Below are 22,462 nucleotides of genomic sequence, written 5' to 3'. Positions count from 1 at the left end.
GCTTCAGTTGTCGCTTGGTTAGTTAACTCAGTTTAATCTTCAATATCTACGGTAGGGACCAATTTAGGTGCTGATTCACGCTAGATTTCAGCTTCAATCGCGGCTTCAGTTGTCGCTTGGTTAGGTAACTCAGCTTGATCTTCAATATCTGCGGTAGGGACCAATTTAGGTGCTGATTCACTCGAGAGTTCTGTTGCTGCCTCTGCTTTATCAGTAGTTTCGTTGACGGCTTCAGTTGCTGCTTGAGGTTCATTGGTGGCTTCATTTACGACCCCAGCAGGGGCTTCAGTTGTCGCTTGGTTAGAGAACTCAAGTTGATCTTCAGTATCTAGTGTAGAGATTAATTTAGGTGCAGATTCACTCGCGAGTTCAGATTCAATCGCGACTTCAGTTGTCGCTTGGTTGGATAATTCAACTCTATCTTCAGTATCTACATCTTCAGTAACAGCATCTCCAATATCTTCTGTAGGGACTAATTCAGGTGCTGATTCATCACTGAGATCAGTTGTTGCTTGTGCTTCTGTCGCAGCTTCAATTGCTTGGTCAGAGAACTCAGCTTTATCTTCAGTATCTGCTGTGGTGGTTAATTCAGGTACTGACTCAGTGACTGTGTCATTATCAAAATTGGTATTCGCTTCGATAGTGGCCTCAGTTGCTGTATCTGCTGGTATCTCGGTTTCTCCTGCTGTATTAGTCACTAAGGTTAATTCTTTTATCAAGTTATCAGCGTGATCGACTTTATCCATCATCCACAAAATATAACGAATATCGACATGCACGGCGCGAGTGATCGTGGGGTTAAAGAACCAGTCTTTAGTGATCGCTTCATAAGTTGAGTCGAAGTTAAGCCCAACTAATTCACCTTTACCATTAAATACCGGTGAGCCAGAGTTGCCGCCAGTGGTGTCGGCGCTGGATAAAAAATTAACCGGTACAGAGTTAAAATCAGCAGGCTTATCTAAACAAGACATAAACTGACAACTGCTTTGCTGTCTATAGACTGAAGTGACGCGATGTTTGCCTAAGTCGTCAGCTTTAATTGCATCTAACAGCTTAGTCGGGGCATTGTAGGGCGCTTCACCGGTGTTTTTAGCTAGAATGCCTGCTAAACGAGTAAATGGCTGCTTGTATAACGCATCTTTAGATTGGTAACCATCAACCATGCCATAAGTTATGCGTAGGGTACGGTTAGCATCAGGATATACAGGCCAGTTATTTGATTTGTAATAGTCAATAATCGCCTTCATGTATTCCGGACGAACAGATGAAAGCTTACCGTAAAGTAATTTTTCGCTCTTTTCCATAGCCATATTGGTATCGTAAATAGCCACAGCTAATCGAATAAATGGGTCTCCGCTAACTTCAAACTCCTCTGCTGTTTTACTCATCCATGCAAGGCGTTTAGCCTGATCAGTGAGCTCAGTGAGTGCATATAAGCCTTCAACCTTTGACTCTAGCTCTTCAAAATCATCTGAAATGCTTAAGGCATTATCAAACACTTCGTTTTTAAGTGGTTGGCTGATATAGGCTTGTAAGTCTTGTAACCACAAGATTTTATCAACCACCGGATCAAAGCTACTATCGATACGTTTAAGTGCCGCTTTAAACATTTTCATATCACGAAGCTGAAACCCAGATTCACGTTGATCATTGGGTTTCTTTCTTTCTTGAGCTAAACGGTAAAGCTTGCTCGCGGCTTGGAGCATTTCGCTAGATTGGGCATTTTTAAAGAAATAAGTGGTTTGCATTTGTTGATGTTGTTCGGCGAGTAACGCTTCAAGGTTATTGATTAACTCTTGATTAGCGCCAGGATCTTTTTTAAGCCAAGCGAGAAAGTCATTTTCACGTTGCTGCTTAATGCCGACAATATCAGTTGCGCTGAAACCATCTAATAAGCCATTGAGTTTCTTCATCCGGTTAGCCATAGAGGCGATTGTACCGGCATATTTAAGCGCGATATCGTTATCGACATCACCCATTAAAGTGATGGTGTCAATTTGTAATTGGTAGCGTTTTGCGTAAGTTGGGTATATCCAATCACTGGCAAATTGTAGTTCACTGGTTAAATTGTAACGGCTGGTAGAACCTGGAAAACCGGCAACAAAGATACCATCGCCAGCTTTTACTCCATCGGCATTAATTTTTAAATAGCTTTTAGGCCGGTATGGCACGTTATTTTTATTAAACGTTGCTGGCTTGCCATCTTTACCCACATAGGCGCGTAAAAAAGTAAAATCGCCAGAATGACGAGGGTATTCATAGTTGTCGATGTCGCCGCCAAATCCGCCAACACTCTTGGGTGGTGCATACACCAAACGCACGTCTCGAATAATTAACTGTTTTGTCAGATAATATTCTAATCCATGATGAAAGCTGTTAACCGAACATCGATAGTTGTCATCTGCTTCACAGAGTTTAATTAAGGCTTTACTGTTAGTTTCTATGCCTTCAAAGCGAGCCATAGGTTCGGTGCTTAAGTTAGCCATTACTTCATCGGTCACATTGGTGACTGCTTGGGTAATGTATAAACGTTCATTTGGCCCTGCGGAAGGTTCCTCTGCTTGGGTGTTTGCTAAAAAGCCATTTGCGAGGTAATTATGTTCTTTTTTACTGTTATATTGTATGCCGCGATAAGCACAATGATGGTTTGTGACAACTAGGCCTTGGGGGGATACAAAACTGGCGGTACAATAGCCCAAACTGACGACTGCATTCATTGGGTACTGCCCTAAGTCGGCCAGTTGTGATGCGGGAATATCAATACCACGTTGCTGAAGTTTGTCTGCAATGGATGGCATTTGATATGGCTGCCATTGGCCTTCATCGGCCAAAGCTAGGCCTGATGTCAGCACCAGTGCTGCAACGAGTATGATACGCATGTATTTTTCCTTAAATGATTATTTGCGTTTGACGAAGTTGTCATTTGAATTCGTAATGACAGCGAAATAAGCTACACCACGGTGTTATACCATATTTTATAAAGTCGTTGTAAATTGGGAGTGTTAATGTCACAGCAAGGTGCTTTTAAAGCAAGAAACAGGCAGAGAGATGTAGAAGTTAATGCCTTAAAATTGCCTCCTCACTCTATTGAAGCTGAACAATCCGTCTTAGGTGGGTTGATGCTAGATGCTGAAGCGTGGGATCGTGTTTCTGAAGCGGTTGTGCCAGAAGATTTTTATTCTCGTTCTCATCGAATGATTTTTACGGCAATGCAACGTTTAATGGAATCTGGCCAACCGCTGGATTTGATTACCGTATCTGAACAACTCGAAATTGAAGACCAATTAGATGATGCCGGCGGCTTTGCTTACTTAGGCGAAATTGCCAAAAATACTCCCAGTGCCGGTAATATTTTATCTTATGCGGATATCGTGCGCGAACGTGCCGTGGTGCGTGACATGATTGCTGTAGCCCATGAAATTGCTGATGCAGGTTACAATCCTGAAGGGCGTGATTCTGGTGCATTATTAGATTTAGCCGAAACCAAAGTCTTTAAAATTGCTGAAATGCGAACCAATGCCAATGAAGGCCCGGAAAACATTAAAAGTATTCTTGAAAAAACCGTCGATAGGATTGAACAGCTTTATAACAATCCTCATAACGGGGTAACCGGCGTTTCAAGTGGTTTTAATGACTTAGATAAAATGACCGCCGGGTTTCAGTCTGGCGACTTAATTATTGTTGCCGCACGTCCTTCGATGGGTAAAACCACCTTCGCGATGAACTTGTGCGAACAAGCCGCCATGAATGAAGATAAGCCAGTGCTTATTTTTAGTCTCGAGATGCCATCAGAACAGATCATGATGCGTATGCTGGCCTCACTCGGCCGGGTTGATCAAACCAAAATTCGTACTGGTCAATTAGATGATGAAGATTGGGCTCGCGTGTCATCAACCATGGGCATTATGCTTGAGCAAGGTAAAATGTACATCGATGATGGCTCAGGGTTAACCCCCACAGAAGTGCGCAGTCGTGCCAGACGGATTGCGCGCGAGCATGGCGGCTTATCAATGATCATGATCGATTACCTGCAGTTAATGCAGGTGCCAGCGTTAAAAGATAATCGTACTTTAGAAATTTCAGAAATCTCTCGTTCATTAAAAGCTTTAGCCAAAGAGTTAGAAGTGCCTGTTATTGCTTTATCACAGCTTAACCGCTCGCTAGAGCAACGTGCCGATAAGCGCCCAATTAACTCTGACTTGCGTGAATCAGGTGCTATTGAGCAAGATGCCGATTTGATCATGTTTATCTATCGTGACGAAGTGTATAACGACAGCTCAGAAGATAAAGGCACCGCTGAAATCATTATTGGTAAACAGCGTAACGGGCCGATTGGGCGAATTCGACTGGTATTCCAAGGTCAGTTCTCTCGTTTTGATAATTATGCTGGGCCGCAATTCGAAGAAGATTAATCATTGATTAGATTATATTTGTGTTTTTAGTATCGTTATTTATGATACGAGTTTATCTCTGTTAGTGAGGGGTTCTTTATGGCACTAAACCTCCTAACAGGCAGCAAGCCGCGCCATGTTATTTATTGTTAATTAAGGCAATCTATTGAAACCTTTTCCCCGTGCAGAAATCAGTCGTTACGCATTACAAAGTAACCTAGCACAACTGCGTCTTATTGCACCAGATAGCAAAATTATGGCTGTGGTTAAAGCCAATGGTTACGGTCATGGTCTGCTAAACGTTGCAGAAAGTGTTGGTATATTAAATTTTATAGAAAGTGCAGGTAAATATTACGGCGGCGCCGATGGCTTTGGTTTAGCAAGGCTGGAAGAAGCATTGGAGCTCAGAGACGGCGGCGTAAAAGGTAAGCTTCTATTATTAGAAGGCTTTTTCCGCCAGTCCGACTTGCCGTTGTTGGTCACCCATAATATCGACACTGTCGTGCATCATGAATCACAACTGCAAATGCTTGAAACCATTAAGCTCGATAATCCGGTCACCGTATGGATAAAAATCGATACCGGTATGCATCGTATCGGCTTTAGTTTAGAGCAGTTTTCCGGCATATATCAGCGTTTAATGGCTTGCCCACAAGTGGCTAAACCGATCCATTTGATGACCCATTTTGCCTGTGCAGACGAACCTGATAATCAGCTGACTCAAAAGCAGATGGATGCCTTTGAACAACTGACAAGTCACTTAGATGGCGATCGTACTTTAGCCAATTCAGCCGGAACATTATTTTGGCCATTAAGCCAAGCCGATTGGATAAGACCAGGCATCGCACTTTATGGCATATCTCCAGTTGTTGGCGACAAAGGGATTAACCATCAACTGATTCCGGCTATGGAACTGGTGTCTAATTTAATTGCTGTTCGTGAGCATAAAGCCGGTGATAGCGTGGGCTACGGCGCCGTGTGGACCGCGAAACATGATACCCGCTTAGGTGTGGTGGCTATGGGTTACGGTGATGGATATCCGCGTAATGCGCCAGAAGGTACACCGGTGTGGATTAATGGCCGCAGGGTGCCAATTGTTGGCCGAGTATCGATGGATATGCTAACGGTAGATCTGGGCGCAGATGCGCAAGATAAAGTTGGTGACAGCGTGCAGCTTTGGGGTAAAACCCTCGCGGTAGAGGAAGTGGCTGAGCATATTGGCACTATTGCTTATGAGTTAGTGACTAAATTAACCCCACGGGTTGTGGTTGAGTTACTTGACTAGCAACGTAACCATGCTGCGTTTTGCCCAATACGCTGTTGCGTCTTGGGCATTTTAGTTTATGCGGCACCATTTTAGCTGAAATATCATTCGTCTTTACAAGCTTATACATCTTCAAAACAAATTTCGATAAACACATTGCCGTGCTTATGACTAAAGGGCATCATAATTTTTTTGCCGCGGGCTTTGTGGGAAATAGTATGATTTTTGCCAGAGACGACGGCCGGAGTGGCCATATCAAAATCATATCCTTTTTCACTTAATAAATTTTTAGCTCCACCCGTCACCATATTGGTTATTTCACCGACTAAATCGGTTATGTCCTCATTAATGGATTCTGGTTTTTCCCCTAGCATATTGTTCATTATTTCAAGAATTAATGACTGTTCGAAGGTAATCGACAGTGAGCCGCGGGTTTTAGGACTTATCATGCCCATTAAGCCTGATACGTCGCCTTTTGCAATATCATGATTTTTCAATTGTGGCTTACCAGGCGTTAACTCAATAGTTGCCATGGTTGAGATAACATTGATTAAAGAAACAAGGAATGGGTTAATGAATTCAACGTTCATAGGCTAAGCGATCCTTCTAGATTCAAAAATTGGCGATAGGTCATAGGCAGAGAATAGACAGAACATCACGTTACACGACCCTATCATGATAAACCATCATAGTTACTGATTTTTATAAATGCTTACTATATCAGCAAAATGGAATACAGCTTCAAGCTTAGAACACAAAAATGAAATTGAAAGAGACGTCAGTTGCAAAAACAAATATTAAGTTGAAATTGAGAGGTTTACACATTGATAATGTATTTACATTACTGATTTCTTAAACCTATCTTGTTGATAATTTAATCGTTTTGTATCAGTAACATGGTCAATCTAGGATGAGGTAAATCAATAGCTTAAGCGGGTTAACTTATCGCTCGAGCCGTTCAATCAGCTTAATAAGGAGAAATAGAGATTGATGAAAGTTGACGCTTTTTTGGTTAATTCCTTTACTGCCAATGGAAGCGGAGGAAACCCTGCAGGCGTAGTATTGCAGGCAGATAATCTGTCTAACGAACAAAAGTTAGCAATAGCACAGGTCGTTGGTTATTCAGAAACTGCTTTTGTATCTCAAGATGATGAAGTCGACTTTGGCTTGTCTTTTTTTACCATAACGGGTGAAGTTGACTTCTGTGGGCACGCTACCTTAGCTGCATTCTCAATAATGTATAAAAAAGGAGTCATCACCGCAGGGCGATATGTCCAAAGGACGAAAGTCGGTTTACTTGCTGTGACTATAGCGTCTAATGGTCAAATAGTGATGGAGCAAAAGCTACCTGAATATCTTGGGGTTTTTGGGTACGAGGCTATATCGGAGTTAATTGGCATTGACGTGAAAACGTTAGCGTCAACTCAATTACCAATCGAGGTTATTTCAACAGGCCTGCCTGATATTATGGTTCCAGTGCCATTTGGGTATCTAGATAAAATCCAGGTAAATGAACATTTACTCAGTGAATTCTGTAAAAAACATGATTTAGTTGGTCTGCATGCTTTTGAATTGTGCGAGGGAAAAAGCGGCCTGACAGCGAGTTGTCGTAACTTTGCGCCTTTGTTTGGCATACCAGAGGAATCAGCTACAGGGAGTGCTAGCGGAGCATTAGCATGCTACCTAAGTAAATATCTTAGTAGTGAACATATGAATGACTTTACTTTCGAGCAAGGTAGGGCAATGAATTGTGTTTCAATCATTACAGCTTCAGTTGAGTCAAATGAATTGGCGACTCTCAAGGTGATGGTCGGTGGTTTTGCTCAAGAGATTGGACAGCAGCAAATCTTCGTTTACCAAATAAGGATAGCCGCGCGAAGTGGCGTTCTTATCTCAAGTGTGAAACCCGCCCAAATACTTGAGATGTACTCTTATTAAGTTAATCATAGATAAAGAGTTTGATCTGTTTGGTGTGGTGTTAAACGGCCAGAGGTTATCAGTACGTCCGTTACATAAGCCGTTAGCACTCAAGGCGATGCAAAATATTTACACTACTCTGGACTATTTCAGCACTTTTCCCTGTCATATATGCAGTCGTGATGGCGCCTTCTTTAAGTAAACAGATAGCATTTATGAGATCCGGTGAAGCATTGTTTAGTTTGTTTTGAATAAGCTGGCGTACTTGTTCTTTGTGGTAACAGCAATAGCGAGAAATATCGCTTTCTGGGTTACTAAATTCTGCTGACGTATTGATGAAAAAGCATCCTCTAAAACCACCTAGTTCAGCTTCATTTCCACTAAACCAACTGTGTAACGATTGGAATAGAACATCGATTAACTCATGGTCGCTTGTTGTTTGTCTTAGCTTACGCTCTAGCCAGCTCATGAAGATTTGATGCCTTTGGTTTAACGCAGCCATGATCAAATCGTCTTTGCCGTTAAAGTGATTGTATAGAGTTTTTTTAGCTACTCCTGATACCTTAATGACTTCGTTAATTCCAATAGAGTTAATACCTTGTCGGTAAAAAAGATCTAGCGCTGTGTTTAACAGTAGCTCACGTTTCTTGCTCATCATGATTTCCATAAAACTAGTTGTCCTTATATTGACAAAAGTAGAACGACTTGTCTACAATTGTCGGTAGACAAGTCGTTCTACTTTTTGGGTGTGTATATGAATCGTTATTTGTTAGCTGTAATTGCTGGGATCGGGGCGTCATTTACCATTGGTTTATTGTCATTAATTGAAGCTAACATAGATAATGCTGTATTAATTATGGCTCCATTTGGAGCTACTGCAGTGCTTGTGTTTGGTGTGCCAAGTAGTCCATTGGCTCAGCCAAAAAATGTTATTTTTGGACATTTGATAACGGCATTTATCGGAGTGTTTTTCTACCAATACATAGGCGTAACTCCGGTTACAGTCGCAATAGCGACTGGGTTAGGTGTTACCAGTATGTTGGTTTGCAAAACAACCCACCCACCTGCTGGAGCAAATCCAATTCTAATTATGCTTTCAGGGCAAGGATGGTTGTTTTTGGTTACCCCTGTATTAGTCGGTTCTGTTGTCATAGTTTTGATGGGTAAAGGGCTTCAAAAGCTTCAGGATTACCACTTTAAACCAGAATGCTAATAAAGCATTTAAGAATGGTTCCTAACATTTGGCATTATCAGCTAAAGGCTGGGTTTTATGTTTACGGTGCAATAGTTTCGGTGCTGGCGTTGCTCATACCTCATTACCGCGTTGAACTAAGCTGCTGCGCTGAGCTAAATGGAGCTTCAATTGAGTGTATTATCCTCATTGAATCAGCTAAACTAAAAACAGTGTGATGGAACACAGCAATAAAAAAAGGGATTTCAATGAAAGACTTAAACACTTGTCAGTATCAATCTATTCAAACCTACTTTGTAAGCGTGAGACCGCGCTCAAAAAACAAAACTCCTACAGTATAAAGCGTACCAACTAATCTGGACTCGGCAATGGCTAAGTCCAATAAGTGATTTATGCTTTGCAAACAGCGCAGTACACAAATACTAGAACGTTATGTAGTACAAGGAGCAAGCAAGTGTCGAAATCTGTAGCAATCACCATAAACGATCAATTTTCACGAGTTGAGTTTCTCAAAGATAGAACGCCAGAAACCACTAATGAACAAGCAAAAAATGCTTTTGCACTGTTATCTGAGTATAGCGATGGTGGAGTATATATCGCTCATTATTCTGGGTTTAGTGAGTGGGAAAAGCATCCAAAAGGTGATGAGTTTGTTCAGGTTTTAGGTGGCGAAACTACATTAATCCTTTTGGATGGTAACGTAGAGCAACGTAGCCTTTTATCGACGGGGCAAATGTTGGTTATCCCCAAAGATGTTTGGCACCGTTTTGAATCACCAAAAGGTGTTAAAGTCATGACCATAACACCGCAACCAACTGAGCATAGTATCGAGCAACCAAACTGCATATAACAAATAAAGATAGGTCGCATGAGACTGGGTTAAGTGCCCGTAGGCGAGAGTTTTTCTATTTGGTTAAGCAAAAGTGCTATCATGAAAACTGCCGTCTTGAAAAGTGGTAAGAAGATAAACCTTCGTTTTCTCTGTTTTTGTAACCTTAAACTATTGTTTTGGATTAGGTTTCATAAATTTCAATTTAGTTTTGTTCAGAAATCATACCGTTGTACAATAAAAATAACTAAATAAGAGGTGTTCTATGGATGGAAAATCATTAATCGTTATTTTAATCATGGTGTCTGCTTCTGCTTCCGCAGAAGTATATAAGTGTGCGGATGGTAAATATCAAGCCGACCCGTGCGACGACCAAAGCGAACCGTTAGATTTAAGTAATGTAGGTAGCGTAGTTGCACCATCAAGAGGTTATCCTGAAAACCTAACTAACGAGATTACAGATGCAAGGCTGCAGGATACTAGTGTTAATCCGCGTGATAAAAAAGCTGAAATCGCTCAATACTTACGTAAACAAAAAATTGAACGGGAAATTAGAAACCTTGAAAAAGAAAGGAAAAAAGCGTTCAAAGATCGTGATGACAAGATCGAGCAATTGCGTACAACAGGTAAGCGAGCTAATAATAATTTAGCAGGGGCAACTTGGCAGCAAAGTTTAGCGCAAGAAATGACCGCTGTGATGCAACAGGGAAGTACAGAAGTCGAATCCATAGACCGTCAAATATCTGCGCTTAGATCTGAATTAAAACAATTATAAACTAAACAAACTAAACAATAACCGTTGCTACTAATAGATAGCCTTTTTTGCGAATTAAGCAACGGTACTTACTTGCACCATTAGCTTTGTCACTTTTTTGAATGCTATAAGACGTCATCACTTCGGGTTCTCCATTTCCATTTTCCCAATGCATTATGGTTCCTTGGCGTCTAAAAACGTTTAAAATAAACTCAAAATCTGAGAGCCGTTAATTCTTTAAATACAACGGAAAAGCTAGTCATACTAACGTATATGCTAGATCGCACCTTTATCTTTTCCTAAACCTAAATCCGTAGACACTTGTTTCTCGATGACGGGTTAATGATATAATTAGCCATTATTTAGGGCTGCCTAGTTGTATTTGCTTAATTTATAACTTTCTTACTGGCTCCTTGTGCATAACCGATTAACTAAATGCAGCTAAAAACGTGCATCAATACCGCAAATTATGAGTGTAAAAAATTCAGTGAATACAACGCCAAAGCTAGTCATACCAACAGATACGCTTGATCGCACCTTTTCCATAGCACCGATGCTAGATTGGACTGATCGCCACTATCGCTACTTTGCCCGCTTAATGTCGAGCAAGGCGTTGCTGTATACCGAGATGATCACCACGGGTGCCATATTACAAGGTAAGGGCGACTATTTAGCTTATAACGAGCAAGAGCATCCAGTGGCATTACAGTTGGGTGGCTCTAACGCGGTGGATTTAGCAGCGTGTGCTAAGTTAGCTGCTGAGCGCGGTTATGATGAAGTAAACCTCAATGTAGGCTGTCCATCTGATAGAGTGCAGAATGGTCGCTTTGGTGCGTGTTTAATGGCCGAGCCTGAGTTAGTTGCGCAATGTGTTGATGCCATGAAGCAAGTCACCGATATTCCGATCACGGTAAAAACCCGTATTGGAATTGACGAGCAAGACAGTTATCAGTTTTTAACTGATTTTATTGAAATTGTCAGCGCACGAGGCTGTAGTGCATTTACGATTCATGCGCGTAAAGCCTGGTTACAAGGGTTAAGCCCGAAAGAAAACCGTGAAATTCCGCCGTTAGATTATGAACGGGTTTATCAGTTAAAGCATGATTATCCACACTTGAACATTAGCATTAACGGTGGTATTAAAACCCTTAAAGAATCTAAGCTGCATTTAGCCCTGCTAGATGGAGTGATGGTGGGGCGTGAAGCTTATCAAAATCCTTATATATTGGCGCAAGTGGATCAGCAGTTGTGTGGACTCGATACACCAGTGATTACTCGTCAGCAAGTGATTGAGCAAATGTTGCCGTATATTGAGGCTCATTTAGCCCAGGGCGGTCGTTTAAACCATATTACCCGTCACATGATTGGTTTATTCCAAGGGTTACCGGGTTCCCGTGGCTGGCGTCGTCATTTAAGTGAGAATGCTCATAAACCTAATGCTGATATTGGGGTTGTGTTAACCGCTGCTGAGTTTGTTGATGCTGAAGCCCTTAGCAGTGACCAAGCTATTTGATATCGCTTTGGTTATTTCACAAGAATATGTGGTGAAATAAACGCCCAAACGTACATGTTGAAAACTGCTATTATCAGAGAAAAAGCGCCTATTGTTAGGCGCTTTTTCGTTTGTTCCTTTAAGTAACATCGTGGCAATAAACCCTTCACTTAAGGTGATGATTATTAGTGCTATTTTGAGCATAACTCTCAACAATCCTCCTACCCTTAAGCGGCCATCACTCATTAATTAATGGATTGTTACCACAGTAACTCTCGCAGATATCTGAACATTTATTGTCACACGTTATAGCGTGTATCACGGCGAATAAGTATCGGTGGTCATTTTTACTAACTATCTGGTGAATTTTACTACCTGTTGGTTTTTTGTTCACGGATTTAGTTCAGTTGATTAAATAATAATTAATTTATTTGTTTTTAAAATTATATGCTTACGGCTATTTTTAAAAGTTGGCACGGCGTTTGTAATATCTATTGTGTAATCAACTAAGCGGGTGTTTAGTTGCAACAAACCAACACAAGAAAGGATGCCATTATGTTTACTTTAACCAACGTGATTCGCCGTAGTGTTCAATTATCAATTGCTGCAGCATTACTTGTCACTGCCAGTGCTTCGGCACAAGCTGATGAAATTTCAATTTCTAACACGGTTGCAGTGCTAGAGCAAAATATGACTCAAGTGAGCCAGGAGATGATTTCAAATGTGAAGCAAGAGTTAATGCTGTCGTTACAAACCCAAATTGCTGAACAAGTTTATGAAATTAATTCGGCATTAGAGTTTGCTAGTTTTGAACAGCCAAAAGTTAGTGCCACTGTTGCTGCTGAGAATAAGTAATGGATTGGCTGATAAATATAGGCTTGGTGCTGCCATTAATGTCGTTATTGTTATTGCCAGTTATCAGTTTTGCACTGTGTGCGACGTTAGTCAGCTGGCTGTTGTGGCCAAGCATTAATGACCAAGCTTAACCGATAAGTCATGACTTACAACAATAAACTTTGTTCAATACGTGAGGATAATATGAACCGTTTAATCAATAGATTACGAGATGAAACCCGAATTGTTTGTGGGGTCTCGGCTAAGTTAGCGAAACAATATGGTTGGTCATTACTTTGGACCCGAGTCGTAACGATAGGATTAGTATTAACAAACCCAAGTATTAGTTTGTTAGCGTACTTTGTGATTGCAGTGGTAATGAGTCAAAAAACATCTCGATTTTAAGGCTTACCCAGTGTTGGGTAAGCGGGGATAGTAGCTTCCCCGCAGAGAGATTATAGTGTCAATGGATTTATTTTTTTAAGAAAGCTTGGAAGCGCTGTTTTGCTTCATCGCTTTGTAGACGCTCTGCAAACTCAACTAATTCTAATTTCATCTGGGCTTTCACTTCAGCCTGGTTATGACGTAAAAGCCGTTTTGATGCTTGCATAGATAAGGGTGGCAGTGCAGCCAATTTTTTTGCCTGGGCTAAACTGAAGCTAATCAGCTCGTCTTGGGCCACCACGCGGTTAATAATATTTAAATCTGCCGCAGTTTGTGCATCGAAGGCTTCGCCAAGTAAAATGAGTTCGGCTGCTTTTTGTTGGCCAACAATTAATGGTAATAACATGCTCGAAGCGGCTTCTGGTACCAAGGCCAAATTAACAAAAGGCATTTGAAATTTAGCATTATTATCAGCGTACACTAAGTCACAATGCAGCAGCAAAGTTGTACCAATTCCCACCGCCGCCCCCGTTACCGCAGCGACCACAGGTTTTTTAAGATCTAATAAACAAAACAAGAATTTAACGGTTGGATGATTATCATCTAAGGCGCCACTTTGGAGGAAATCTACGATATCATTACCAGAGGTAAAACAGTTTTCTGTACCATGAAACATAAAGGCACGAATATCATTGTCTGCTTCACCTTGGATCAGGTATTCTGTAAATTGCTGATACATTTCTAGATTAAAGGCATTGCGCTTTTCTGGACGATTAAAACTGATGATACGTACGCCTTGATCATCTCTTACCTGAATATGATTCATTCGTAGTTTCCTTTAATGAACGCGAGTGGAATTGCATGGAGTTTAAGACATTGAAAGCAATATTCAAACATCTGTTTAACTTTTTAGTGTTATCATCAATATCATTCGCAGCCACAGCTAACGTAATGTTAGTTGATGGGTATGTTAGAGCCATGCCTGCGAGTGTGCCTAACACCGCTGCTTATTTTACCTTAGAAAATCACAACAATAGCGATGTTAAGCTTGTTGGCGTGAAGACAAGTGCGGCAAAAGTGGCACAGTTACACACAATTCTAAAAGAAGATGGCATGATTAAAATGCGCCAAGTTGAAGGGTTTACCATACCGTCTCACGGGGCGTTAACCTTGCAACCTACTGGTGACCATGTGATGTTGTTGTCGTTAATTGCGCCTTTGGCCGTAAATGATAATGTGGCTTTAGAATTAATTTTTGAAGATGGTCAGCAACTTATGATTGAGCTTCCCGTGCTTAAACAAGCCGCGACTCAACATGATGAGACTGTTGAACATCATCACCATCATTAAGGAGTTATATTGATGCAAGTAACAAGGAATAAGATTTTAGCCGTTGTTGGTGTGATTGGTTTAGTACTTTATTTTGTCAGTGTATGGTGGAGTATTGAACCAGATCCGATTAAACCGGCATCGCAGCAAACAGATAGTGGCAAGTTAATTGTGGGCTATGCTACAACAACGTCATTAATTGCCACCATGGAAACTTTGCTGGATAAACCAGGTGGTTGGCTATCTAATGATATTATGCCTCCGTCGGTAATGATGGATAATATGCCTGCATTTGAATTTGGTGCATTAGAGCAAGTGCGCGATTTAGCGCTTATAATGCGTAAAGAGTTTAGTCGCTCACAGTCGCAGTCTTCTGCAGATAGTGATTTATTAGCGGCACACTCGAAATTAAACATCGATAACACCAGTTGGTTAGTGCCTAGTGCCGAAGGTGAATATCGTGATGCAATCAAATTGCTGAAACTTTATCGTGCTAAAATCAGCGATGCAGATAACAATAATGCCCAGTTTTATGCCCGTGCAGACAACTTGAATGAATGGCTTAAAGAAGTTCAGAAACGCTTAGGCAGCATGTCACAAAATTTATCTGCCAGTGTGGGTCAAGAGCGATTGAATACTGATTTAGCAGGTGATATCTCTGCCCGTCAATCGACTCCTGGTTTAACAAGTAATGAAGTTAAAACCAGTTGGTGGAAAATTGATGACGTATTTTATGAAAGTCGTGGTTCAGCTTGGGCATTATTGAACTTTATGCGCGCCATTGAAGTGGATTTTGCCGACGTATTAGAAAAGAAAAATGCTGAGGTCAGTTTACGTCAAATTATTCGTGAACTTGAAGCAACTCAGCAAACAGTTTGGAGCCCTTTGGTTCTTAATGGAAATGGTTTTGGTTTAGTGGCTAATCACTCGTTGGTGATGGCTAATTATATTTCGCGTGCAAATGCCGCGGTAATTGATTTAACTAACTTACTCTCACAAGGATAATGATGAAAAAGACTCTTCTTGCCACAGCAGTAGTGGGCCTATTAAGTGTGTCATCGGCGCATGCGGCAACTGTATTGGGTTTTAAAGTAGGCGCTGATTACTGGCAGGCTGACACCACAAACACATTTAATGATGATAGTGGTGTTGCTCACAGCTTTAATGATGATTCATCACAAGGTAGCGTGTGGATTGCCGTTGAGCATCCATTACCGTTTGTGCCTAATGTTAAAATTCGTGAAAATCGTCTTGAGTCGAGCGCTGGTATTGCCAATGCCGATTTTAACTTTAACGGTCACAATTTTACTGGTGCAACATCGGTGACTAATGACTTAAGTAATACTGACTTTGTGTTGTATTACGAAATTCTTGATAACGATTTAGTGTCTGTTGATTTAGGCGCTGCCTATAAATTAATGAATGGTTCATTACGCATTAGTGATGCTGGCCACCCTGAAGAAGTCAATATCGACAGTGGTATTGTAATGGGATACGCCAGTGCACAAGTCGGTATGATTGGCTTAGGCTTATTTGGCTTTGCTGATGTGATGTTAGGTTTAGATGAATCTAATGTGTATGACTACGGCGCTGGTTTAGGATGGCAGTTTGACGGTTTAGCTGTTGATACTTCTGTTCGTGTTGGTTACCGCGAGTTTAATTTTGATGTGAATAACTTCTCTGGTGTGTCACAAAATACTCAGTTTAGTGGCGCATTTGCTGGTGTAGAATTAGTTTTTTAATTCGACATAGCGTTAAACCGTGCTAAGGAATCAGCATAAAATTGATTAACAATATTATGCCAATAAAAAAACCGCCAATAGGCGGTTTTTTTATGTGCGGTTAATGGCTACTGAGCAATCAGTCCGCTGTTAATCGAGATAACATCATCTTCGTTTAACGTACCAGCAGCCTGTTTAAGGGCTAGTATTGAGTTAATGTAGCCATAACGTGCTTGAGATAGTTGGCGCTTTGAATCATATAAGTCACGTGTACGGTTCAGTACATCAACAATTGTACGTGTACCCACTTCAAAACCCGCTTGAGTCGCTTTCAGTGCACTTTCAGACGAAATCACAGATTGCTCATACGCTTTAATTGAGCTGATAGACGCGGTAACGTTGTTAAAGTTATTACGCACGTTTTTAGTCACGCTGCGATGAGTTTGTTCTAGTTTCTCGCTAGCTTCAACATATCTGAATTGAGCTTGTTTCACTTGCGAAGTCACTTTAAAGCCTTCGAAAAGTGGAATGCTCAAGGTCACACCAATATTAGCATTGTCGTAATCTGGGCCTGGCGTTTGATCAACACCTTTGTTGTAACCAGCATTTAAGTTCAATGACGGCATATGACCCGCTTTGTACAATTTAATGGTTTCGTTGGCGATATCTTTAGCAATACGCTGAGTCATTAAATCGATGCTATTTGTTTCAGCCATTTTTAACCAACCAGCAGATGCTGCTGGGGCAGGTGAACCTGCTGAAAAACGGCTAGTATCAAGAATATTAATTGATTTGTGATCTATACCAGTAATTTCACGTAATGCTTCATAGCTGTTGTCTAAGGTGTTTTGCGCTTGAATCTCCAATGCTGAAGCTAAGTCATATTGTGCTTGTGCTTCATGAACATCGGTAATGGCGGTTAGACCGACGGCAAAGCGTTGTTTAGTTTGCTCAAGTTGACGTTCAATTGCCGCTTTCTCAGCACCTTGGAATTCATAGTTGTCCTTAGCGGTTAAAACATCAAAATACGCTTTCGTGACACGGGTAATGAGTGATTGTAATGTTGATGCATAAGCTGAATCTGCTTGAGATGCTGCCATTTCAGCAAGGTCTAAACCAACCCATGCACTGTGATCGTAGATAACTTGAGTTAAGCTAACACCACCGGTTAAACCGTCGGTGTCTTCTAAAGGGTCATTCCACGCTTTAGCATAGCCAACGTTTGCACTGATTTTTGGTAATAACGGTGCACGATTCTCTTGAATGGTTTCGTATAACGCATCACGCTGTGCTTTGGCTTGTAAAACGATAGGGTCGCTAGTAAGTGCTTGCTGATATATTTGAAGTAAATCATCAGCTTGTGCTGCTGGTGCTGCGATAGCAAATGCTAATGCTGCGTATAATGAACCAATTTTGAATTTCATTTGCTGCCCTTTTTAGACAATGCCTCGGTATGCTGAGGTGTTAAGTAACTTATAAATTTGGTCATGCCCTTCATTAAGTGAATGAGTTAACATCATTCATCCTTAACGCGGCAATCTGCGTTAACTGACTTGCTTTATGGTTATGTACAATAATTTGCTAAAGATATCGTGGTTCAATATCGAGATTTATTGCTCATTATTAATGTTCACAATATGTTGTTCGCGATATGCTGATTATCGACATATTGTGCACTAGTTAATAATTGTGCACTACTATGCTCACGACTAATTGTGTACTACTTAATAGTAGTGATTTTTTCATTTTCAAGTCAAATTTGAAGTGTAACAGATTTTATTTTAATTCGGCCTATTTTTGCTTAGGCAAGCTTAAATGCTTAGTTATTAATTATGTTAATTTAAACTGTCAAAATGATAAGACTGTTTACGTTTTGATAGGCAAGGATAAATATGTTCGAGCAACCCGTGGTCCCAAGCTTTGACGCAGAGTCAGGTTTTAGTCTTATATCTAAAAAAGTATTGTATAAAGGTTTTTTTCAGTTAGACGAATACACCTTCAAACATAAGTTGTTTAAAGGTGGTTGGAGCGGTGAAGTTACCCGTGAAGTGTTTGAACGAGGTCATGCGGTGGTGGTACTGCCATATGATCCTGTTCGTGATGAAATTGTACTGATTGAACAAATTAGGGTTCCTGCATTAGCAACCACTAAATCAATCTGGCTTCTTGAGTTAGTGGCAGGTATGATTGAGCCTGGCGAATTACCAGAACAAGTCGCTGAACGTGAATTAGCCGAAGAAGCCGGATTAAGTTTATTAGGGTTAACACCTATAAACAGTTATTTAGTCAGTCCTGGTGGCACTTCTGAGCGTTTTCATTTGTTCTGGGGGCATGTTGATACAACCAAAGCTAGCGGTATACACGGTCTTGAGTGTGAAAATGAAGATATTCGAGTCCATGTTGTCAGTCGCGAACAAGCTTATGAGTGGGTTAATAATGGTCGTATTGACAATGCTTCGACGGTATTAGGTATCCAATGGTTGATGCTCAACTACCAAAGAATTCGTCAGGCACTTTAGTTATTGAACGTGATAATGATCAAGATAGGAACGATCGAGTGGCAGAGTTTAACCTCAAAAAAAAGCAAAAATATCAACCCAACATCAGTGCTTTTTTAGCAGTCTGTGGTCGAAATTATGCACATATTTTAAAGTGGTTACCTGAACAAATTAACGTCAATGTGCCGTGGCAGGTTGACGGTGAGTTTGGCACTTTATCGATTAATCTTATTGAAAATACTAAGTATACTCAGTTAATCGAAATTTCGCGCCCGATACCAAATGGACATTTTTTTAAATCTCCAAAAGCCATTGTTCGTATCTATCATGATGCGCAATTAGCAGAAGTGTTAACTAGCCAACAGATTTATCGTTTAAAGCCAGTGTATGATTATCCTAATCTACATATGCATCATAGCGATGAAAAATTTCAAGTGAATGCATTCCTTGAGGAGCTGTTGAAGATTGGGTCTAGGAGAGTGAGTTTCCAATCATAGCTTTTTTATTCTTTTTACCATGTTAGGAATCTTTTGTGCTTAAAGACGCAGTGCATTATTCTGTTGCTGAAAATGAGCCTGTGCGATTAGTACAAGTTACTGATCCGCATCTTTTTGCTGATCCTGAAGGTCAATTATTGGGCGTTAACACGGCGCAAAGCCTTCAAGCCGTGTTAAATACCTTTATCGCCACTCAATATCCAGCCCATCTTTTATTGGCTACGGGTGATATTAGCCAAGATTATTCACCTGAATCTTATCAGCATTTTGTGCATAAGATTGAGATGTTAGATCTGCCTTGCCATTATTTACCTGGTAATCATGATGACCCTCGCTTAATGAGCTTGCGCATGCAAGGTGAAAAAGTGTTTGGTCAGCAAAGAATTATCATTGGCAACTGGTTGATACTTATGCTCGACTCCACTGTTTCTGGTAAGCCTGGTGGTTATATGGGCGAGCAGCAGTTTGCTTTAATCGACGCAGCTATCAAGGCTGAACCGAATAAGCATGTACTGTTAGTGATGCATCATAATCCTATTTTAATGCAGTGTGCCTGGTTAGATCAGCATTGCATGATGAATGGAGCAGACTTTTTACAACGTACAAGCCGTTATCCGCAGGTAAAAGGCATTCTGTGGGGACATGTTCATCAGCAAGTCGATAGAACTCATCTTGGACCTCATGGCCATATTCCATTGATGGCGACACCATCAACGTGTATACAATTTAAGCCATTGTCATCCTATTTCGCCTTAGATCATCTTCAACCTGGTTATCGTTTGCTGGAGTTGGCAGGCGATGGTAGCATTCGTACTAACGTATATCGCGTGCCTGGTAATCGTTTTGCGCCAGACAATGAGGCCAGCGGATACTAGTTTACTGCGTCATCTTATGTAAAATAGGAGGCGCTTAGTACTCATTAACCGTCTCGCGAGGGAATATGCTGCTTTATATACATGGTTTTAATAGTTCCCCGCGGTCAGACAAGGCCATGCAAACCGCACTGTATATTCAGCAACATTATCCACAAGTCGATTTTCAGCAACCACAATTACCGTCATCACCCACAGCCGCAATGATGTTACTGTGCAATATCACTGAGCAAGCTAAACAGCAAGGTCAGGTGTTGCGCTTTATTGGCTCGTCGTTAGGTGGCTATTTTGCCAGTTATTTAGCCGAAACCTATGGTGGCAGAGCGGTATTGATTAATCCGGCGGTAAAACCGTTCGAATTATTTGAAGAGTTTATCGGGCCTCAATATAATCCCTACACCAATGAGCATTATCAGGTGTTACCGCAGCATCAAGATGATGTTGCCTTGTATAATACTCACGTGATCCGTCACCCCGATCGTTTCCTGGTGCTGTTGCAAACTGGTGACGAAGTGTTAGATTATCGACAAGCACTGCATAAGTATCATAGCTGTGAATTACATTTAGAGCCTGATGGCGACCACAGTTTTGTCGGCTATGAACAACAATTAGATAAAATATGTAAATTTATTCAGTTGTAACGTAATACCGTTACATACAATGATCACTTTGAGCTAACTTTGGCTCTATTTAACTCCAAATGTGTGGACTATGAGCAACCAATATACTTCTGACGCTATTGAGGTCCTTAATGGACTTGACCCGGTAAAACGCCGTCCAGGTATGTATACCGACACCTCTAGACCTAATCACCTCGGGCAAGAAGTCATTGATAACAGTGTTGATGAAGCTCTGGCGGGGCACGCGACTAAAATAGAAGTTGTACTCCATAACGATAACTCCCTTGAAGTGACCGACGATGGACGTGGTATGCCGGTGGATATTCACCCTGAAGAAGGCATGCCTGGGGTTGAACTCATTCTGACCAAGTTGCACGCAGGTGGTAAGTTTTCCAATAAAAACTACCAGTTTTCGGGTGGGTTACATGGGGTGGGTATTTCTGTTGTTAACGCCTTATCCACTCGAGTTGAAATTAGCGTTCGCCGTGATGCACAGATATATGAAATGGCCTTTGAAAATGGCTTTAAGGTTGAAGAGCTTGTTGTAACCGGTACTTGTGGACGACGCAATACTGGTACTCGAGTCCATTTTTGGCCCGATGTGAGTTATTTTGATTCACCTAATTTTTCGGTCAGCAAGTTAATTTACATACTCAGAGCCAAAGCAGTATTGTGCCCCGGTTTACGTATTAAGTTCACTAATAAACACAATGGTGAAGTGCACGAATGGTTCTACGAAAGTGGCCTAACCGATTACCTCAAAGAAGCGATTAAAGACTCTATTTTACTACCTGAAGAGCCGTTTGTAGGCAGTTTTAAAGGTAAATTAGAGGCTGCTGAGTGGGCCATTACTTGGCTGCCAGAAGGTGGCGACAGTTTAAGTGAAAGTTATGTTAACTTAATTCCTACCCCACTTGGCGGAACCCATGTCAATGGCTTTAGGCAAGGTTTACTTGAGTCAATGCGCGAGTTTTGTGAGTTTCGCAATCTTGTGCCCCGAGGCATAAAGCTGTCGCCCGAAGATATTTGGGATCGTGCGGCATTTATCCTGTCGATAAAAATGCAAGACCCACAATTTGCTGGGCAAACTAAAGAGAAATTATCGAGTCGTCAAAGCTCTGCATTTGTTGCGGGTATCGCTAGAGATGCGTTTTCTTTATGGTTAAATTCCAATACTGAGTTAGCCGAACAACTAGCAGAATTGTGTATTGGTAATGCTCTGCGTCGTTTGAAAGCGGCTAAGAAAGTGGCACGTAAAAAGGTCACGTCTGGTCCAGCACTCCCAGGTAAGTTAACCGATTGCAGTGGTCAAGACCCAATGCGAGGTGAGTTATTTCTTGTAGAAGGTGATTCTGCTGGTGGTAGTGCTAAACAAGCTCGAGACCGTGAATTTCAAGCTATCATGCCGTTAAGAGGCAAGATATTAAATACTTGGGAAGTCGATTCTGGACAAGTGTTAGCGTCGCAAGAGGTTCATAATATTTCGATTGCGATAGGTTGCGATCCCGACAGCGATGATATTTCAGAATTACGTTATGGTAAAATTTGTATTTTAGCGGATGCCGACTCTGATGGACTGCATATTGCCACCTTATTGTGTGCTTTATTTTTAAAGCATTATCGTGTGTTAGTCGATAATGGTCATGTGTACATTGCAATGCCACCGCTATTTCGTATTGATATTGGTAAAGAAGTTTTTTACGCCCTTGATGAGGAAGAAAAAACAGCAATTTTAGACCGTATCGCTGCCGAGAATAAAAAAGGCAAAGTACAAGTCACTCGCTTTAAAGGTCTGGGTGAAATGAACCCGTTGCAACTGCGTGAAACTACGATGGATCCTAATACTAGACGCTTGGTGCAATTAACCA

Annotated in this window: 23 protein-coding genes and 1 pseudogene; 18 read left to right on the top strand and 6 right to left on the bottom strand. The window is 41.1% G+C overall.

Going from position 1 to position 22,462, the window contains the following annotated elements; all coding sequences use genetic code 11:
• Nucleotides 1-689 precede the first annotated feature (689 nt).
• Nucleotides 690-2,879, bottom strand: a pseudogene (locus tag H5185_RS14065) (S46 family peptidase); the annotation flags it as partial.
• A gap of 126 nt (nucleotides 2,880-3,005) precedes the next feature.
• On the opposite strand from H5185_RS14065, the gene dnaB reads away from it, so the two are divergent.
• Nucleotides 3,006-4,412: a replicative DNA helicase gene (gene dnaB / locus H5185_RS14060; RefSeq protein WP_124015049.1), complete on the top strand. Its 1,407-nt coding sequence runs from the start codon at nucleotides 3,006-3,008 to the stop codon at nucleotides 4,410-4,412.
• A gap of 145 nt (nucleotides 4,413-4,557) precedes the next feature.
• Nucleotides 4,558-5,676: an alanine racemase gene (alr, locus tag H5185_RS14055; protein ID WP_182722357.1), complete on the top strand. Its 1,119-nt coding sequence runs from the start codon at nucleotides 4,558-4,560 to the stop codon at nucleotides 5,674-5,676.
• Nucleotides 5,677-5,777: 101 nt separating this feature from the next.
• Here the strand turns inward: alr and H5185_RS14050 are convergent, their stop codons facing one another.
• Nucleotides 5,778-6,245 carry a chemotaxis protein CheX gene (locus H5185_RS14050; RefSeq protein WP_124015047.1) on the bottom strand — a complete coding sequence of 156 codons (468 nt, stop codon included), beginning with the start codon at nucleotides 6,243-6,245 and terminating at the stop codon, nucleotides 5,778-5,780.
• A 400-nt stretch (nucleotides 6,246-6,645) separates the two neighbouring features.
• On the opposite strand from H5185_RS14050, the gene H5185_RS14045 reads away from it, so the two are divergent.
• Entirely contained in the window at nucleotides 6,646-7,593 is a 948-nt protein-coding gene (locus tag H5185_RS14045) for a PhzF family phenazine biosynthesis protein (protein WP_182742402.1), read from the top strand.
• 82 nt (nucleotides 7,594-7,675) lie between these two features.
• Here H5185_RS14045 and H5185_RS14040 read toward each other — a convergent pair whose 3' ends face one another.
• A complete protein-coding gene (locus tag H5185_RS14040) occupies nucleotides 7,676-8,239 on the bottom strand; it encodes a TetR/AcrR family transcriptional regulator (RefSeq protein WP_235781741.1) in 564 nt (187 codons plus the stop codon).
• Nucleotides 8,240-8,326: 87 nt separating this feature from the next.
• Between H5185_RS14040 and H5185_RS14035 the strand changes: the two genes are divergently transcribed.
• From H5185_RS14035 to H5185_RS14025, 3 genes are all read left to right on the top strand, one after another.
• Nucleotides 8,327-8,785 (top strand): HPP family protein, encoded by a 459-nt coding sequence (locus H5185_RS14035; protein WP_182742401.1) that lies wholly within the window; start codon nucleotides 8,327-8,329, stop codon nucleotides 8,783-8,785.
• A gap of 433 nt (nucleotides 8,786-9,218) precedes the next feature.
• Nucleotides 9,219-9,614 (top strand): cupin domain-containing protein, encoded by a 396-nt coding sequence (locus H5185_RS14030; protein WP_182742400.1) that lies wholly within the window; start codon nucleotides 9,219-9,221, stop codon nucleotides 9,612-9,614.
• 244 nt (nucleotides 9,615-9,858) lie between these two features.
• Complete coding sequence (locus H5185_RS14025; RefSeq protein ID WP_182742399.1) at nucleotides 9,859-10,368, top strand: hypothetical protein; 510 nt, start codon at nucleotides 9,859-9,861, stop codon at nucleotides 10,366-10,368.
• Between the two features lie 10 nt (nucleotides 10,369-10,378).
• On the opposite strand, the gene H5185_RS14020 is transcribed toward H5185_RS14025, so the two are convergent.
• The gene (locus tag H5185_RS14020; RefSeq protein ID WP_182722355.1) at nucleotides 10,379-10,522 is read right to left on the bottom strand and encodes a hypothetical protein; all 144 of its coding nucleotides are present in this window, start codon (nucleotides 10,520-10,522) and stop codon (nucleotides 10,379-10,381) included.
• A 294-nt stretch (nucleotides 10,523-10,816) separates the two neighbouring features.
• Between H5185_RS14020 and dusA the strand changes: the two genes are divergently transcribed.
• From dusA to H5185_RS14005, 4 genes are all read left to right on the top strand, one after another.
• Nucleotides 10,817-11,860 (top strand): tRNA dihydrouridine(20/20a) synthase DusA, encoded by a 1,044-nt coding sequence (dusA, locus tag H5185_RS14015; protein WP_182742398.1) that lies wholly within the window; start codon nucleotides 10,817-10,819, stop codon nucleotides 11,858-11,860.
• Nucleotides 11,861-12,394: 534 nt separating this feature from the next.
• The gene (locus H5185_RS14010) at nucleotides 12,395-12,694 is read left to right on the top strand and encodes a hypothetical protein (RefSeq protein WP_124018286.1); all 300 of its coding nucleotides are present in this window, start codon (nucleotides 12,395-12,397) and stop codon (nucleotides 12,692-12,694) included.
• Nucleotides 12,694-12,825, top strand: coding sequence for a hypothetical protein (locus H5185_RS23005; protein WP_259395234.1), 132 nt, complete (start codon nucleotides 12,694-12,696; stop codon nucleotides 12,823-12,825). Before H5185_RS14010 ends, H5185_RS23005 begins: the two co-directional genes overlap by 1 nt.
• A 52-nt stretch (nucleotides 12,826-12,877) precedes the next feature.
• Nucleotides 12,878-13,078, top strand: a complete 201-nt coding sequence (locus tag H5185_RS14005) for a PspC domain-containing protein (RefSeq protein WP_124018287.1) — start codon at nucleotides 12,878-12,880, stop codon at nucleotides 13,076-13,078.
• Nucleotides 13,079-13,145: 67 nt separating this feature from the next.
• On the opposite strand, the gene H5185_RS14000 is transcribed toward H5185_RS14005, so the two are convergent.
• Entirely contained in the window at nucleotides 13,146-13,883 is a 738-nt protein-coding gene (locus tag H5185_RS14000) for an enoyl-CoA hydratase-related protein (protein ID WP_124018288.1), read from the bottom strand.
• A gap of 35 nt (nucleotides 13,884-13,918) precedes the next feature.
• Between H5185_RS14000 and H5185_RS13995 the strand changes: the two genes are divergently transcribed.
• From H5185_RS13995 to H5185_RS13985, 3 genes are read left to right on the top strand one after another with little or no spacing between them, the layout of a single operon-like run.
• On the top strand, nucleotides 13,919-14,407 hold the full coding sequence (locus tag H5185_RS13995) for a copper chaperone PCu(A)C (protein ID WP_182696708.1): 489 nt from the start codon (nucleotides 13,919-13,921) through the stop codon (nucleotides 14,405-14,407).
• A gap of 12 nt (nucleotides 14,408-14,419) precedes the next feature.
• Nucleotides 14,420-15,391 carry a DUF2333 family protein gene (locus H5185_RS13990; protein WP_124018290.1) on the top strand — a complete coding sequence of 324 codons (972 nt, stop codon included), beginning with the start codon at nucleotides 14,420-14,422 and terminating at the stop codon, nucleotides 15,389-15,391.
• 2 nt (nucleotides 15,392-15,393) lie between these two features.
• A complete protein-coding gene (locus H5185_RS13985; protein WP_124018291.1) occupies nucleotides 15,394-16,128 on the top strand; it encodes a TIGR04219 family outer membrane beta-barrel protein in 735 nt (244 codons plus the stop codon).
• Between the two features lie 107 nt (nucleotides 16,129-16,235).
• Here H5185_RS13985 and tolC read toward each other — a convergent pair whose 3' ends face one another.
• Complete coding sequence (gene tolC, locus H5185_RS13980; RefSeq protein WP_124018292.1) at nucleotides 16,236-17,531, bottom strand: outer membrane channel protein TolC; 1,296 nt, start codon at nucleotides 17,529-17,531, stop codon at nucleotides 16,236-16,238.
• Between the two features lie 468 nt (nucleotides 17,532-17,999).
• Between tolC and nudF the strand changes: the two genes are divergently transcribed.
• The 5 genes from nudF to parE all read left to right on the top strand — a co-directional run.
• On the top strand, nucleotides 18,000-18,626 hold the full coding sequence (gene nudF, locus H5185_RS13975) for an ADP-ribose diphosphatase (RefSeq protein ID WP_124018293.1): 627 nt from the start codon (nucleotides 18,000-18,002) through the stop codon (nucleotides 18,624-18,626).
• A 38-nt stretch (nucleotides 18,627-18,664) separates the two neighbouring features.
• A complete protein-coding gene (locus H5185_RS13970) occupies nucleotides 18,665-19,102 on the top strand; it encodes a DUF1249 domain-containing protein (RefSeq protein WP_124018294.1) in 438 nt (145 codons plus the stop codon).
• A 35-nt stretch (nucleotides 19,103-19,137) separates the two neighbouring features.
• The gene (gene cpdA / locus H5185_RS13965; protein ID WP_124018295.1) at nucleotides 19,138-19,977 is read left to right on the top strand and encodes a 3',5'-cyclic-AMP phosphodiesterase; all 840 of its coding nucleotides are present in this window, start codon (nucleotides 19,138-19,140) and stop codon (nucleotides 19,975-19,977) included.
• A 65-nt stretch (nucleotides 19,978-20,042) separates the two neighbouring features.
• A complete protein-coding gene (locus H5185_RS13960; RefSeq protein WP_124018296.1) occupies nucleotides 20,043-20,615 on the top strand; it encodes a YqiA/YcfP family alpha/beta fold hydrolase in 573 nt (190 codons plus the stop codon).
• A gap of 70 nt (nucleotides 20,616-20,685) precedes the next feature.
• Nucleotides 20,686-22,462, top strand: a 1,777-nt coding sequence (parE, locus tag H5185_RS13955) for a DNA topoisomerase IV subunit B (RefSeq protein ID WP_182742397.1), incomplete at its 3' end; no start/stop codon positions are given.

The organism is Shewanella sp. SG44-6 (assembly GCF_014164185.1).
In the GTDB taxonomy this organism is placed as follows: Bacteria; Pseudomonadota; Gammaproteobacteria; order Enterobacterales; family Shewanellaceae; genus Shewanella; species Shewanella vesiculosa.
The sequence above is the reverse complement of the archived record's forward strand: the minus strand, read 5'-3'. Positions and strand labels throughout refer to the sequence as shown.